14 protein-coding genes are annotated in these 14,567 nt (G+C 39.1%); 2 read left to right on the top strand and 12 right to left on the bottom strand.

Translation table 11 applies throughout. The features are described from left to right. The first annotated feature begins 136 nt into the window (after nt 1-136). Nucleotides 137-1,477 carry a sodium-dependent transporter gene (locus tag M1G05_RS04385; RefSeq protein WP_247953182.1) on the top strand — a complete coding sequence of 447 codons (1,341 nt, stop codon included), beginning with the start codon at nt 137-139 and terminating at the stop codon, nt 1,475-1,477. A gap of 40 nt (nt 1,478-1,517) precedes the next feature. Here M1G05_RS04385 and manA read toward each other — a convergent pair whose 3' ends face one another. The 3 genes from manA to M1G05_RS04400 form a co-directional block, all read right to left on the bottom strand. Further along, nucleotides 1,518-2,462, bottom strand: coding sequence for a mannose-6-phosphate isomerase, class I (manA, locus tag M1G05_RS04390; protein ID WP_247953183.1), 945 nt, complete (start codon nt 2,460-2,462; stop codon nt 1,518-1,520). Nucleotides 2,463-2,582: 120 nt separating this feature from the next. Next, complete coding sequence (locus tag M1G05_RS04395; RefSeq protein WP_247953184.1) at nt 2,583-4,022, bottom strand: 6-phospho-beta-glucosidase; 1,440 nt, start codon at nt 4,020-4,022, stop codon at nt 2,583-2,585. Between the two features lie 208 nt (nt 4,023-4,230). Beyond that, a complete protein-coding gene (locus tag M1G05_RS04400) occupies nt 4,231-4,491 on the bottom strand; it encodes a SemiSWEET family transporter (RefSeq protein ID WP_001291472.1) in 261 nt (86 codons plus the stop codon). 326 nt (nt 4,492-4,817) lie between these two features. On the opposite strand from M1G05_RS04400, the gene M1G05_RS04405 reads away from it, so the two are divergent. Beyond that, nucleotides 4,818-5,162: a lipopolysaccharide assembly protein LapA domain-containing protein gene (locus M1G05_RS04405; protein ID WP_000913393.1), complete on the top strand. Its 345-nt coding sequence runs from the start codon at nt 4,818-4,820 to the stop codon at nt 5,160-5,162. A gap of 165 nt (nt 5,163-5,327) precedes the next feature. On the opposite strand, the gene M1G05_RS04410 is transcribed toward M1G05_RS04405, so the two are convergent. From M1G05_RS04410 to M1G05_RS04450, 9 genes are all read right to left on the bottom strand, one after another. Further along, nucleotides 5,328-5,675 carry a VOC family protein gene (locus tag M1G05_RS04410; RefSeq protein ID WP_247953185.1) on the bottom strand — a complete coding sequence of 116 codons (348 nt, stop codon included), beginning with the start codon at nt 5,673-5,675 and terminating at the stop codon, nt 5,328-5,330. Between the two features lie 40 nt (nt 5,676-5,715). Continuing rightward, complete coding sequence (locus M1G05_RS04415; protein WP_000850052.1) at nt 5,716-5,907, bottom strand: hypothetical protein; 192 nt, start codon at nt 5,905-5,907, stop codon at nt 5,716-5,718. Continuing rightward, nucleotides 5,904-6,539: a putative bacteriocin export ABC transporter gene (locus tag M1G05_RS04420; protein ID WP_084926646.1), complete on the bottom strand. Its 636-nt coding sequence runs from the start codon at nt 6,537-6,539 to the stop codon at nt 5,904-5,906. The genes M1G05_RS04415 and M1G05_RS04420 overlap by 4 nt, the downstream gene beginning before the upstream one ends. A gap of 1 nt (nt 6,540) precedes the next feature. Continuing rightward, nucleotides 6,541-8,538 (bottom strand): DUF1430 domain-containing protein, encoded by a 1,998-nt coding sequence (locus M1G05_RS04425; RefSeq protein ID WP_000282371.1) that lies wholly within the window; start codon nt 8,536-8,538, stop codon nt 6,541-6,543. A gap of 324 nt (nt 8,539-8,862) precedes the next feature. Beyond that, nucleotides 8,863-9,210 carry a VOC family protein gene (locus M1G05_RS04430; protein WP_001052647.1) on the bottom strand — a complete coding sequence of 116 codons (348 nt, stop codon included), beginning with the start codon at nt 9,208-9,210 and terminating at the stop codon, nt 8,863-8,865. Nucleotides 9,211-9,364: 154 nt separating this feature from the next. Then, a complete protein-coding gene (spxB, locus tag M1G05_RS04435; RefSeq protein ID WP_247953186.1) occupies nt 9,365-11,140 on the bottom strand; it encodes a pyruvate oxidase in 1,776 nt (591 codons plus the stop codon). Between the two features lie 322 nt (nt 11,141-11,462). Next, a complete protein-coding gene (locus M1G05_RS04440; protein ID WP_247953187.1) occupies nt 11,463-13,706 on the bottom strand; it encodes a heavy metal translocating P-type ATPase in 2,244 nt (747 codons plus the stop codon). A gap of 9 nt (nt 13,707-13,715) precedes the next feature. Further along, a complete protein-coding gene (locus M1G05_RS04445; RefSeq protein ID WP_000935077.1) occupies nt 13,716-14,087 on the bottom strand; it encodes a cupredoxin domain-containing protein in 372 nt (123 codons plus the stop codon). A gap of 10 nt (nt 14,088-14,097) precedes the next feature. Beyond that, nucleotides 14,098-14,493 carry a CopY/TcrY family copper transport repressor gene (locus tag M1G05_RS04450; protein WP_001167205.1) on the bottom strand — a complete coding sequence of 132 codons (396 nt, stop codon included), beginning with the start codon at nt 14,491-14,493 and terminating at the stop codon, nt 14,098-14,100. Between the last annotated feature and the right edge of the window lie 74 nt (nt 14,494-14,567).

The raw sequence follows: 14,567 nt of genomic DNA on the forward strand, positions 1-14,567 counted from the left end.
CTTGACAGGCCTTAGAAAACATGATAGGATAGTCAAGTCTATCAATCAAAAGAAACGCTCATTTTGAGTACTTATGAGGCTATTTGCCAAGGGCAGTAGCTTTTTCTTTTGTAATACTAATTTTAGGAGTTTAACTATGTCTGAAAAATCTCAATGGGGTTCTAAACTGGGCTTTATCCTAGCATCTGCTGGTTCAGCCATCGGACTTGGTGCCGTTTGGAAATTCCCCTACATGACTGCTGCTAACGGTGGAGGAGGCTTTTTACTGGTCTTTCTCGTTTCCACTATTTTAATCGGTTTCCCTCTCTTGCTTGCTGAATTCGCCCTCGGCCGAAGTGCTGGTGTCTCAGCAATCAAAACCTTTGGAAAACTAGGCAAGAATAGTAAGTACAACTTTATCGGTTGGATTGGTGCCTTTGCCCTTTTTATCCTTTTATCGTTTTACAGTGTTATTGGCGGCTGGATTTTAGTCTATCTAGGCATTGAGTTTGGAAAATTGTTCCAAATTGGTGGAACGGGGGATTATGCTCAGTTATTTACTTCAATCATTTCAAATCCAGCCATTGCCCTAGGAGCTCAAGCAGCCTTTATCCTATTGAATATCTTCATTGTATCACGTGGGGTTCAAAAAGGGATTGAAAGAGCTTCGAAAGTCATGATGCCCCTGCTCTTTATCATCTTTGTCGTCATCATCGGTCGTTCTCTCAGTTTGCCAAATGCCATGGAAGGGGTTCTTTACTTCCTAAAACCAGACTTCTCTAAGCTGACAAGTGCTGGTCTCCTCTATGCTCTGGGACAATCTTTCTTTGCCCTCTCACTAGGGGTTACAGCCATGCTGACCTATGCTTCTTACTTGGATAAGAAAACCAATCTGGTCCAGTCAGGAATTTCTATTGTAGCCATGAACATCTCGGTATCCATCATGGCGGGTCTAGCCATTTTCCCAGCCATGTCAGCCTTCAATATCCAATCTGAAGGAGGACCGAGCCTGCTCTTTATCGTCTTGCCTCAACTCTTTGACAAGATGCCTTTTGGAACCATTTTCTACATCCTCTTCCTCTTGCTCTTCCTCTTTGCGACAGTCACTTCTTCCGTCGTTATGCTGGAAATCAATGTAGGCAATATCACCAATCAGGACAACAGCAAGCGTGCCAAATGGAGTGTTATTTTAGGAATTTTGACCTTTGTCTTTGGAATCCCTTCAGCCCTTTCTTACGGTGTTATGGCAGATGTTCACATTTTTGGGAAGACCTTCTTTGACGCTATGGATTTCTTGGTTTCCAATCTTCTCATGCCATTTGGAGCTCTCTGCCTTTCACTTTTTACAGGCTATATCTTTAAAAAAGCTTTTGCCATGGAGGAACTCCATCTCGATGAAACAGCATGGAAACAGGGACTGTTCCAAGTCTGGCTCTTCCTTCTTCGTTTCATCATTCCAATCATCATCATCGTGGTCTTCATCGCCCAATTTATGTAATCAAAAAGGACTTGAGTAATGAACTCAGGCCCTTTCTTTTTTATGGATGGCTAACAATTAATTCCAAACCTTGCCCTTCCAAGGTCCAAGCTTCAACATCACTTGGTAAGATAAAGTGGCTGCCTTTTTGGATTGGATAGTTTTTCCCATCGACAGTCAGTTGACCTTGACCAGCCAAGACACTGAATAAGCTGTAGTCAGCCGTCTTTTCAAAGTCAACTTTTCCAGTAATTTCCCACTTGTAGACAGCAAAGAAATCATTTGATACAAGAAGAGTTGAAAGCAAATCATCTGCTTTGATAGTTACAGGACGGCTATTTGCAGGCTCACCAATGTTCAAGACATCAATGGATTTTTCAAGGTGAAGTTCACGTAAGTTACCATTATCATCCTTACGGTCAAAGTCATAGACACGGTAGGTAGTGTCACTAGATTGTTGTGTTTCAAGGATTAAAATACCTGCACCGATAGCATGCATGGTGCCACTTGGCACATAGAAGAAATCTCCAGCTTTAACTGGTACTTTTGTCAACAAAGCATCCCAATTCTTGTCCTCAATTTGCTGGCGAAGTTCTTCTTTTGACTTGGCATTGTGACCATAGATAATCTCTGAACCTTCATCCGCAGCGATGATGTACCAGCATTCTGTTTTTCCGAGTTCGCCTTCATGCTCCAGTCCATAAGCATCGTCTGGGTGAACTTGAACGCTGAGCCAGTCGTTAGCATCCAGAATCTTAGTCAAAAGCGGAAATACAGGTTCTGGACGATTGCCAAACAATTCACGGTGCTCTGCATATAAAGTAGCAAGATCTGTTCCCTCGTAGCGACCATTGGCAACTTTAGAGACACCATTTGGATGGGCTGAGATGGCCCAATATTCTCCGATTTTTTCACTTGGGATGTCGTAGCCAAACTCATCACGTAGCCTGGTTCCACCCCAGATTTTTTCTTGCATAACTGATTGTAAAAATAATGGTTCTGACATCTTATTCTCCTGTCTGATTTTTCTCCCCTCATTATAGCAAAAAAAGAGTTCCAGTTGAACTCTTTTTCACATCTTATAAAGTAGGGAGAAGATTTTATAAAAATAGTGAATAAATGTGATCTACTCAATGATTGCACCATTGCTAGCAATGACATCCTTGTACCAGTAGAAGGATTTCTTCTTGCTCCGTTTGAGGCTTCCATGACCAGCATTATCTCGATCCACATAGATAAAGCCATAGCGCTTGTTCATTTCGCCTGTTCCAGCTGAAACCAGATCGATACAGCCCCAAGTCGTATAACCAAGCAAGTCAACGCCATCTTGGTAAATGGCATCTCGCATGGCCTTGATATGAGCCTCTAAGTAAGCAATCCGATAGTCATCTGCTACATGACCATTCTCATCCGGTGTATCCATAGCACCTAGACCGTTTTCCACGATGAACATTGGCTTTTGGTAACGATCCCAGATAGCATTGAGGGTGATACGAAGACCAAGTGGGTCAATCTGCCATCCCCATTCTGAGGATTCAAGATAAGGATTTTTGAGAGAGGCAAAGATATTTCCAGCAGTTAATTCTTTAACTTCTGGATCGCCTGAGGCTACTAGACTTGCATAGTAAGAGAAGGAAACAAAGTCAACAGTATTGTCCTTCAACAACTCTAAATCTTCTGCAGTCATTTGAATCTCGATTCGCTCACGCTCCCACTGCTTCTTGGCGTAGTTTGGGTATTCTCCACGCGCTTGAACATCAATGAAGAAGTAACTCTTGCGGTCTTCCTCCATGGCTGCCCAGTAGTCTCTTGGATGGGCTGTGTTAGGATAGTATTGCCCTGCAGCCAACATACATCCCACCTTATTTTCTGGGTCAATTTCGTGGGCAATCTTTGTCGCAAGAGCTGAAGCTACCAACTCATAGTGTGCAGCCTGATATTTAACCAGTTCTTGATTTTCTCCTTCTTCAAAACAGAGCCCAGCTCCCATAAAGGGGGCATGGAGAATCATGTTGATTTCGTTGAAGGTAAGCCAATATTTGACCAAACCCTTATAGCGGGTAAAGAGTGTGCGACAAAGTTTTTCATAGAAGTCTAACATCCGACGATTGCGCCAACCACCGTACTCTGTAATCAAGTGCATAGGACAGTCGAAATGAGTGATAGTCACCAGAGGTTGGATACCATACTTGTGGCACTCCTTAAATAAATCCTCATAAAAGGCTAGACCAGCTTCATTTGGCACTGTTTCGTCGCCCTTAGGAAAAATCCGAGTCCAAGCAATGGATAGACGATAAGTCTTAAAGCCCATTTCCGCAAAAAGGGCAATATCTTCCTTGTAATGATGGTACATATCAATAGCTTGCTTGGCTGGGTAAAAATAGCCCTCCTCAAACGAAAACATCTTTTTCTGACCTGTGATAATGGCTTCACGATCTGGACCGATGGGGACGACATCCACATTCGCCAATCCACGACCTTCTAAATTATAAGCACCCTCACACTGGTTGGCAGCTGTCGCTCCGCCCCACAAGAAACCATCCGGAAAAGTCAGTTTTTCGGTCATAACTCTACTCACTTTCTTATTTGCTTGTTCATTTACTTATATTATAACTTATTCTGTAAACCTTTTCTTATAAAATACTGTGACATACTGATACTATTCTACTATTTAAGTTTATCAGATTGTTTTTTAAAAAATTATCCTCTAGAAAAAGTAAATAGCCTCCCCTGAAACAAAAAAGAAGACTGAAAACTAGTCTCCTCTGTTCCTTTTAAATCAAAGCTGTAATAACCGTCACTAGGCCAAAAATAATACCTGGTGCATTAGCTGCTGCAAGGGGGATATCTCTTTCTTTTTTGAAAAGACCGTAGTAAACCCAGAGACTACAGTTGATGGCAGCAACCAAGGGCTGGATGAAATTTCCTTTTTGACCAGCCAGATTGTTCATGATTTGTGGGAAGTAAGACACATACATCATAACAGACATAAAGGTCGCTACCCAACCTAAAATTTTCATTTGTTTTTCAGACATTTTCAAAACCTCTTTCATTTTTACTGAATCTTATTTTAAAATATTCTTTCAAAACAATCAAGTCTTTAAAACTTTTGTTATAAAGATATAAACTATCACAATCTTGTTATAAGAAAGAGGGAACAGAAAAAAGACCGAATTGCTCCGTTCTGTTTACTCAATCAAATATTAGAAAATGAATACTCCTTTTCAATGAATCGATTGATTGATGGTAAATAAGCCGTTAGAAATTATTGACAGTATCGAAATTTTCTAGTAAAATGAATTTTGTTAATACCTAAATGGTGTGTAGTTTTCTATCAACATAGTCAGGAGAAAAGGAACTTATGCTAAAAAAATTTAATGAATTGTCACTGAAAGATAAGGCTTATCTAATTGGCGGTTTGAGCTTATTAGTCATTGTGATCTCATTTGGTCTACTCAATCGTCAAACAGTAACTGTCAGTCTTGTCTTTACACAACTATCTGCTCCCTTGATTTTGGTGATTTTTACTTGTCTAGTAATCGGGATCATTGCTGGTAGTGCTATTGGTATTAGCTATCACCATAACAAGACTCAAGATCTGAGAAGCCGCATTGCTGAAGCAGAAGCGACTATCAATATAAAAGACAGGGAGCTTGTCCAGTACGAGGAACAGGTGCAACAATTAAAACAGGAAGCCAAACAATAAGTGTAGAAATCATAACCACCCGTGAAAACGGGTGGTTTTTTGTCTCGCACCTAACGGAGCGAGACGGACTGAAAGTCGCATAAATACAAAAAAGATCGAATTGCTCCGATCTTTTTAAGTTTCACTCCAAGAATGTTTAGATAAAAAATTTGATAATAGAATTACCTACTTCATACGATAAAAATCAATCACTAGACCAGCAGGCCCTTTAACTAATAAGGACTCTGTTCCCCAATCGGTTACAGTTGGTCCGTTTAAAACCTGGATACCAAGTTCTTTCAACCGTTGGTAATTCTGGTCTACATCCTCAACCTCGATATGAAGAATGATTCCTGACTGAAAATCTTCCACAGGAATCAAATGATTTTGGGACAACATCAGACAGTGACGGCCAATCGTAAACTGAGCAAAACCTTGGTCAACATAGTCTGCCTGTTTATCCAAAATACGCTCCAAGTCAGCACAGACTTGGGGAACATCTGAAACGATAATATCTAATTGATTTAAATTCATTTACTATCCTCCATAAAAAGACCGGATTGCTCCGATCTGTTCAGTCTTTTTCTTCACGTACATAATTCCAAATCGCTATAGCTAAAGATAACAAACTTAGTAAGCAAATCATCTGTATAATTAGCTTTGTAGGTTGACGTAGTAAACCAAATTGAGTCAGTATTACAAAGAGAGAAGAACCAAAAATCATTACTTGGAAAAAAATTGTTGTCAAACTAAATTTTGTTTTCATATCTTTTCCTTTCTAATTTCTACAACCTGATCCATTCGTTCATATACACTACTATCATGAGTTGCAATAATAATCGTACGTTTTTCATTCCGTAATCCAAGAATAAGGTCAATAATTTCAAGACTATTCCTACTATCAAGAGAGGCTGTTGGTTCATCTGCTAAGATTATTGGGGAATCCTTTAACATTATTTTAGCAATTGCGACACGCTGCGCTTCACCACCTGAAAGAGTAAAAATCTTACGTTTTAAATCTAATTGTAAATGAACATGCTCCAAGGCTTCTTTCATAAGAACTTCTTGTTCTTTTTTGCTTTCTTTTCTACCAATAAATGCAAGTTCTAAATTATCTTTAATACTCTTATTTTCAATTAAACCATAATTTTGAAATAAGTAGCTTACATAATCCTTAAAATAGATTTTTTCCTTAATTTGTTTTAAGTCCTTACCATCAACTTCTACTGAACCGCTTTGGACAGTTTCTAACTTACCTATAATATTTAAAAGAGTTGTTTTGCCTGCTCCAGACTCACCTATCAAAGCATAGGTCTGACCTTCATGAAATTGATAATTAAAGTCTTTAAAAATAACATAATCATCAAATTGTTTACAAATATCTTTCAATTCAATCATACTAACCTCCTTTTAGATATAAAATATTAGCCTTTTTATCTTGTCTCAGTTGAAGAAGAAAAATTCCTGTAAATAATAGCAATGAGAGCAAAGGAATAGAAATTACAAACAAATTGAAGCCTAATATTACTGACAATAAAGTACAAAAAATATAGCTACTAGATAAAATTGAAAAATAAACATGATGAATTTCAAAAAGTGACTTCCCTGCTAATCTCTCAATGAAATAAGTTTTGCGCCCTTGATAGAGGTAAAGAGTGTTCAGTAATACCATCAATAAAATGGAACTCACAAAACTAATAATCATCGCAAAAAATAATATAAATCTATCTGTCTCTACTTTTTGAATTCTATTTTCAAATGAATACATGCCATTTGAAAAACTACCAATACTAGCTGTTAACTTGTATTTAGAAATCAATTCTTTCACTACCTCGGGTTTATCAAAAATATAATGTGCCAAAGAGAATTGGCGAATTGTTCTATTTTCATAAGCAGAACCAAACACAGTAATAATTGGTTCATGAACAAAAGCATTTTGATTCACTAAGTAATTAACCGAAGTGAAGATAGGGTAAACAAATAGATTTTCACCGCCTTGATAAGTGGCTATCTCAATTTTCTCATTAGGATCTTTCTTTTTTACAGGAGCATCATCTGGAGCAAAGCCTTTTTGTTCATATCGCAACCAAGCCTTATGTAATTCTGAAAAGTTTGATTCTTGATTCTTTGGTATTAACACGAGACGATCAAAATCTCCCATCTGTTCAAAGAATGCTTGAGCTTCCATACTCAACTGAATTCCACTTTTTTCAACAAAACGTCGATTCACACGAATTTCATTTGATACCATATCTGGGGTAGGATAATAAGAATTAGCTGAAGAACTCTTTTGAAAAGCAATTTTATCTAGATTTGTATCTATATAAAGGAGATTTGTTTTTTGACTAAGTTCTGAATAAAAAGCTACTTCTGCTTCTCTATCTTTATTTGACTCCCCAGTATATAATTCATTAGTAGCAAAATAATTAGAATGCTTACTCCATTCGTCTCGTCCTACTTGTAATGTTGACAATTGTTGATTTAAGTTAACAACACCATAAACGCTATACATCACGATTAAAAGAGATAGTAACTGCGTCAAAATAACCAAAATGAACACAAGATGCAAAGGTGCCCTACCTTTTATGGATAGATTAAGAGCTTGCTTTTGTAAAATATGGTAAAAAATATTTGATAAAAAGAAATTTAAAAAAAGTAAAAGAAATAACCAAGAAAGCAAAGGATAAAATACTAGACTTAACGACAAAATGTTTACAGTTCTAGTAGAAAATAAGAATAAAACTGTCGCTAAATAAACTATACTTGCTATCAATATTAAGAAAATACTATCTTTGCTAATATTTCTCAAAGCAATTTGATATTTCCCTCTACCTGACAATCGTTCTATACTTACAGAACGCAGTTTGGCTATGTAGTCAGCTAGTGTCAGAATCCCAAAAGCAATTATCAAAACTAATGTAAAAGTAATCGATTGAGGATAAGTCAAAAATACCTTTAACAAGGTCAAACCAGAACTTGATTGTTCAACAATAGCTTGATGTCCTTTTTGGTTTAAAGCTTGTGCTAGCTCCTGTGCACTTAAGTTTCCTCTTACAATCAAATATAAAGTATCATCAGATGCATTTTGGATTAGGTTTTGATCTTGTTGTAATGGTAAATCTACAGGTAGTTCACCTCCAATTGGTATGTAGGTATTTTCTGTCTTTCCCCTAACATTATCCTTTACAGAAACAATCCTACGAGCTAAAACACTCTGTTTATCTTTTGCAATCTCTTCTAAATCCTTCTTAATGGTAGTAGTAGATTTCTCTACAGAAATCATCTTACTATATCCACCCAACATTTCACTTTTATATTGGCTAATAAAGAAAAGGCTAACAAAAGCAATTAAAACAAAGGAAAAAGTTGCAAGGCTTCGTTTTAGTATGTTATACATAGACTACTCCTTTCTACATTGTTTAAAAAGGTTGCTCTCTATCTATTCATGGAGATATTTCAATCCCAAGTTCCAGTGAAATAAGAAAATTCACTTACTACAGCTATTTAAAAAATATTTCTCCTTTCCATATCAGTCTTATTTTCTGCTGTTATATTTTTATTATAAGATTTTAAGAAAACGTTGTCAACTATTTATATGCAATTTTTTTATATATGCAATTTCTTTATATAAAAAGACCGGATTGCTCCGATCTTTCAATAGTTCATATTCTCACATTCTGTTTTAAGAATAATTAAGGTTATCTTCAAATAACTAAGCCCCTTATTTCATACGATAAAAATCAATTACTAGACCAGCAGGGCCTTTAACTAATAAGGACTCTGTTCCCCAATCCGTTTCACAAATACCGTGTAAAATCTCGACACCGATCTCTTTTAAACGTTGGTAATTCTGGTCTACATCCTCAACCTCGATATGAAGAATGATTCCTGACTGAAAATCTTCCACAGGAATCAAATGATTTTGGGACAACATCAGACAGTGACGGCCAATCGTAAACTGAGCAAAACCTTGGTCAACATAGTCTGCCTGTTTATCCAAAATACGCTCCAAGTCAGCACAGACTTGGGGAACATCTGAAACGATAATATCTAATTGATTTAAATTCATTTACTATCCTCCAGAAAAAGACCGAATTGCTCCGATCTTTTCAAGTTTCTCTCTATGAAAATCAAAGAATAAACAAGGCATCAAACCGCAGGCAGTACTGGAGTACGGCAAGGTGAAGATAACGCAGTTTACATTTGATTTTCGACGAGAGAAATTATTTAATTGCGCGTGATTGCAACCCTTCTTCTTCCAAGAAGAGGCGGAATGGTACGAGTTCTTCTGCTTCGTATTTTTCCTTGAAGGCTTTGATTGCTTCTTCTGAGTGAAGTTTTGGATCCAATTCAAGTACTTCTACTGGAAGTGGACGGTGTGGGGTGATGCGAGCATCGATAACAACAGTTTTACCTTCTTTGTTCAATTTAACAGCTTCTGCAATAACTGCATCGATGTCTTCGATACGGTCAACTGTAAATCCAACAGCTCCTTGAGCTTCAGCGATTTTCGCATAGTCAGCATTAGGGAAGTCACAACCAAACAAGTGTTTGTTTGTGTCTTCGTATTTGTCCTTGATGAAGGCATATTTACCATTTGAGAAGACAACGTTGATAACTGGAAGGTCGTATTGAACGTTTGTGATAACGTCTGGGTAGCACATGTTGAATGCACCGTCACCCATGATGTTCCATACTTGGCGATCTTGATTGTCTTTCTTAGCAGCGATACCACCAGGAAGGGCAATACCCATTGTCGCAAAGAGTGGAGATGTACGCCACATGTTCTTAGGTGTCATGTGAAGGTGACGAGTAGATGTTTGAGTAGTGTCACCTACGTCGATTGAATAGATAGCGTCTTGATCAGCATGTTTGTTGATTGCATTGTAAACTTGATACAATTGCAATTCACCCTCAGTTTTACCTTCGAGTTTGTTCATGTAATCACGCCAGTTTTGGTTGTTCTTAACGTTTGCACGCCACCATGGAGTAGATTCAACTGGATTCACTTTGTCAAGGATTGCTTTCGCTGCTTGACCTGCATCACCAAGGATTGAAGCGTCTAGGGCATGACGTTTACCAAGTTTGTAAGGGTCGATATCCACTTGGATGAATTTTTCAGTATTCTTGAATGCTTCGTAAACTTCAGCAAATGGGAAGTTTGAACCAAGGAAAAGAACTGTGTCTGCTTCAAAGACCACTTCGTTGGCTGGTTTCCAACCAACACGGTAAGCAGAACCTGTCAAACCTTCATAGTTCCATTCAAAAGCTTCAAAGTTTTTACCAGTTGTGATGATTGGTGCTTTGATTTTACGTGACAATTCAGTGATCACTTCACCAGCTTTAACACCACCGTAACCAGCATAGATAACTGGACGTTCAGCATTGTTCAAGATTTCAACAGCTTTGTTGATTTCAACTTCGTTCAAAGCAGGAGCGATGAATGAACGTTCGTATGAACCTGAACCGTAGTATGAGTTTTCGTCGATTTCTTGGAAACCGAAGTTTACTGGGATTTCAACAACAGCTGGACCTTTTTTAGAAACTGCAGCACGGCAAGCTTCGTCAATAACTTTTGGCAATTGCTCAGCGTAAGCTACACGTTTGTTATATACAGCGATACCGTTGTACATTGGGTTTTGGTTCAATTCTTGGAAAGCATCCATGTTCAATTCGTTAACTGGACGTGATCCAAGGATTGCTAGGAATGGAGTGTTATCCATAGCTGCATCGTAAACACCGTTAATCAAGTGAGTCGCACCTGGACCACCTGAACCAACTGCAACCCCGATTGAGCCGCCGAATTTAGCTTGCATAACCGCTGCAAGAGCACCTGTTTCTTCGTGGCGAACTTGCAAGAAGCGGATATCTTTGTCTTCAGCCAAAGCGTCCATCAATGAGCTGAGTGTTCCTGATGGGATACCGTAGATTGTGTCTACGCCCCATGTTTTCAATACGTTAAGCATTGCTGCAGATGCAGTAATTTTCCCTTGAGTCATAATGATAACTCTCCTTCAAATATTTTTAAATCTACTAAAAAAGGTTTCATATAGTTTTTGAAAACGTTTCAGTAAATTTTTACAATACTAATTTATCACATTTATTTTGACTTTACTAAGAATCTGCTCAGAAGTTTTTATTCTCTATTACAGTACAGTTTGAAAACGTTTTTAGTTTCTGTTTTATAATACTCAATGAAAATCAAAGAACTAACTAGAAAGCTAGCCGCAGGTTGCTCAAAGCACAGCTTTGAGGTTGCAGACAAAGCTGACGTGGTTGGAAGAGATTTTTGAAGAGTATAAAAAGCGAGCAAGCCCGCTTTTAGTCTATTTTACTAAAGTTTAGTAAGAGTGAACTGGTCAGAACGGATACAGAACTAAAGGCCATGGCTAGACCTGCAAGTTCTGGGTTGAGAGCCAGTCCAACACCTGAAAAGACTCCTGCTGCAATCGGAATTCCGGCGACATTGTAGATAAAGGCCCAGAAAAGATTGAGCAGAATTCGATTAAAGGTTTTCTTACTCATGTCAAAGGCACGAACCACGCCTAGGAGGTTATTGGTTGTCAACACTAAATCTGCTGACTCGATAGCGATATCCGTTCCAGCTCCCATAGCAATCCCCACATCTGCTACACTGAGGGCAGGAGCGTCATTAATCCCATCACCAACAAAGGCTACTTTCCCAGCTGCTTGTAGTTTATGGATTTCATGGGCTTTTTCCTCTGGCAAGACACCTGCAATGACCTCTTCGATTCCGATCTGATCGGCAATGGCACGCGCCACACCAGCATTATCTCCTGTCAGCATGACTGTTTTAAGACCACGCTTTTTCAACTGACTGATGGCAAGCTTAGCATTTTCCTTTGGAATATCTTGCAGAGCAAGCAGGCCTTTGATTTCATTGTCCACAGCTAAGAACACAACTGTCTTAGCTTCTTTTTCTAGTTCTTCTAGTTTTTCCTGATAAGTGCTAGAAATATCCATGCCATCTAGCATTTTAGCATTTCCAAGCAAAACTTGTTTTCCATTGATTTGCCCTGAGACACCTTTTCCGTGCAAGGCTTGGAAATTTTCAACAGTTTGAAACTCAAGTCCAGCTTCACTCGCTCGTTTCACAACGGCTTCAGCCAGTGGGTGTTGAGAAGCTTCTTCCAAGGAAGCTGCCAATCCAAGCACTTCTACTTCGTCGCCGATGATATCTGTGACCACAGGTTTCCCTTCAGTCAAAGTCCCTGTTTTATCAAAGACAATGGTTTGGACTTTCTGGATTTCCTGTAGAACCGTTCCATTTTTGAGGAGAACTCCCATCTTGGCACTGCGACCTGTCCCCACCATAAGGGCTGTCGGTGTTGCAAGTCCCAATGCACAAGGGCAGGCAATAATCAGAACTGCTACTCCATAGAGAAGCGAAGACACAAAGCTCGCTCCAAGCACGACTACACTATCCCTGAGCAAGACGAACCAAACCCAAAAGGTCACAATCCCTAAAATGACAACTGCTGGGACAAAAATGCCTGAAATTTTATCCGTCAAGTCCTGAATCGGCGCACGACTTGTCTGAGCTTTCTTCACAAAATCCACAATCTGAGCCAAAACAGTCTCTGAACCAACTTTTTCTGCTCTAAAAACAAGCGTTCCACTATTATTGATGGTTGAGCCAATCACAGTATCTCCAACTGTCTTGTCCACAGGCAGACTCTCACCTGTCACCATAGACTCATCAATACTAGAGATACCTTCTACTACGACACCATCAACCGCAATCTTTTCACCGGGACGCACTCGAATCAGGTCACCTACCTTGACTTGCTCCAAAGGGACTTGAACATAGTTATCCTCACGCAAGACTTCTGCAGTTTTAGCCTGCAAGTCAAGTAATTTCTCCACAGCTTGGGAAGTATTTTTCCGCATTTTCTCCTCAAAAACGGCTCCCATAAGAACGAAGAAGAAGATAAATGCAGCACTTTCAAAGTAAACGGGGAGGCCAGCGAAGAGGGCAACTAAGCTATAGAAATAGGCCACTAGGGTTCCCAGAGCAACCAAGGTATCCATGTTGGCATTGTGCTTTTTAAAACTAGCCCAAGCACTTTGGATATAAGGACCACCTGCTACTAGCATAATCGGTGTTGTGGCTAAAAAGGTGCCCCAACGCATGACTTGGTGACTAATTCCTCCTGTCGACATCCCAATCATGAGGATCACAAGAGGCACAGTAAAGATACTAGTAATCCAAAAACGCTGTAAAAGTGATAGAGATTTTCGAGTCTTCTCAACAACTGTATAACTTCCCTTTTGCATCTTCATACCACAAGAAAATTCATGTTGACCTAATTCTTGAGGTGTAAAACGAATGACTTTCTCCTCATCTACGCCGATTGGTTCCAAGATGCCTTCTTCTTCAAACAGAATTTCCTTATAACAGTTTGAAGGCGTAGCACGATGAAAGGTAATCTCAGCTGGAATTCCCTTTTGAAGCTGGATATGGGCTGGATGATAGCCTTTCTCAGCTGTAATACGGATTTTTTGAACACCATTTTCAAGACTTGCTTTTACAATTTCAGTCATATCATTCTCCTATTCTACAATCATCTTGCCGTGCATCATATTCATGCCACAAGAGAAACCATACTCTCCAGCCTGCTCAGGCGTGATTTCCACTACATACTCTTCGCCCATAGGCAGGTCCGCATGTACACCAAAATCTGGAAAAACAATTTGGTCTAGACAGGGTGAAGGGTCCTTACGGTCAAAGACAATACGGGCTGGCACTGATTTCTTGAGGATAATCAACTCAGGCGTATAGCCTCCCATGACTTCCACTCGAATCTCTTGGTAGCCGTTTTTTTGCTGGGCCTTTTGTCCAGATTTTTCAGGCTTTTTGAAAAACCAGAACAAGATAAACGCGATAAGGGCAATACAAACAATGGTTACAATACTATTTAACATGACGTCTCCTTTACATACAATTACATCTTACTTCTGTTACAGCGCTTGATTTCTTCTCAGAAATCACAGCTTCCAAGTCTTCCAAGTCAGCCTGAGTAAAATCACATTCAGCAATCAAATCAGCCAACAAGTTCTTAATCCTACGAGAACAAACCTTGTCCTTGATATCTTGGACAAGTAAATCCCGACTTTGGTCCAAAGTTAAAAGGGCTGAATAGACAAAGGACTTGCCTTCTTTTTTCCGAGTCAGACACTCTTTCTCAACCAGACGAGCCAAAAGAGTTTGAATGGTCGACTTGGACCAATCGAACCGCTCCGCCAGAACCCTGATCAAATCCGTACTGGTCTGCTCTCCTTGCATCCAAATAATCTTCATGACCTGCCATTCTGCATCTGAAATCTGCATAATCACACCTCCAAAATCTACATTTGTCAATTACAATTATCAGTATACTCTTAAAATCTACATTTGTCAACTAT

This window comes from Streptococcus mitis (assembly GCF_023109515.1).
In the GTDB taxonomy this organism is placed as follows: domain Bacteria; phylum Bacillota; class Bacilli; order Lactobacillales; family Streptococcaceae; genus Streptococcus; species Streptococcus mitis_CS.

Excerpts from the sequence above, each read along its gene's own strand:
- M1G05_RS04385 (WP_247953182.1), top strand. The coding sequence starts at position 137 with ATGTCTGAAAAATCTCAATGGGGTTCTAAACTGGGCTTTATCCTAGCA.
- manA (WP_247953183.1), bottom strand. The coding sequence starts at position 2,462 with ATGTCAGAACCATTATTTTTACAATCAGTTATGCAAGAAAAAATCTGG.
- M1G05_RS04395 (WP_247953184.1), bottom strand. The coding sequence starts at position 4,022 with ATGACCGAAAAACTGACTTTTCCGGATGGTTTCTTGTGGGGCGGAGCG.
- M1G05_RS04400 (WP_001291472.1), bottom strand. The coding sequence starts at position 4,491 with ATGTCTGAAAAACAAATGAAAATTTTAGGTTGGGTAGCGACCTTTATG.
- M1G05_RS04405 (WP_000913393.1), top strand. The coding sequence starts at position 4,818 with ATGCTAAAAAAATTTAATGAATTGTCACTGAAAGATAAGGCTTATCTA.
- M1G05_RS04410 (WP_247953185.1), bottom strand. The coding sequence starts at position 5,675 with ATGAATTTAAATCAATTAGATATTATCGTTTCAGATGTTCCCCAAGTC.
- M1G05_RS04415 (WP_000850052.1), bottom strand. The coding sequence starts at position 5,907 with ATGAAAACAAAATTTAGTTTGACAACAATTTTTTTCCAAGTAATGATT.
- M1G05_RS04420 (WP_084926646.1), bottom strand. The coding sequence starts at position 6,539 with ATGATTGAATTGAAAGATATTTGTAAACAATTTGATGATTATGTTATT.
- M1G05_RS04425 (WP_000282371.1), bottom strand. The coding sequence starts at position 8,538 with ATGTATAACATACTAAAACGAAGCCTTGCAACTTTTTCCTTTGTTTTA.
- M1G05_RS04430 (WP_001052647.1), bottom strand. The coding sequence starts at position 9,210 with ATGAATTTAAATCAATTAGATATTATCGTTTCAGATGTTCCCCAAGTC.
- spxB (WP_247953186.1), bottom strand. The coding sequence starts at position 11,140 with ATGACTCAAGGGAAAATTACTGCATCTGCAGCAATGCTTAACGTATTG.
- M1G05_RS04440 (WP_247953187.1), bottom strand. The coding sequence starts at position 13,706 with ATGACTGAAATTGTAAAAGCAAGTCTTGAAAATGGTGTTCAAAAAATC.
- M1G05_RS04445 (WP_000935077.1), bottom strand. The coding sequence starts at position 14,087 with ATGTTAAATAGTATTGTAACCATTGTTTGTATTGCCCTTATCGCGTTT.
- M1G05_RS04450 (WP_001167205.1), bottom strand. The coding sequence starts at position 14,493 with ATGCAGATTTCAGATGCAGAATGGCAGGTCATGAAGATTATTTGGATG.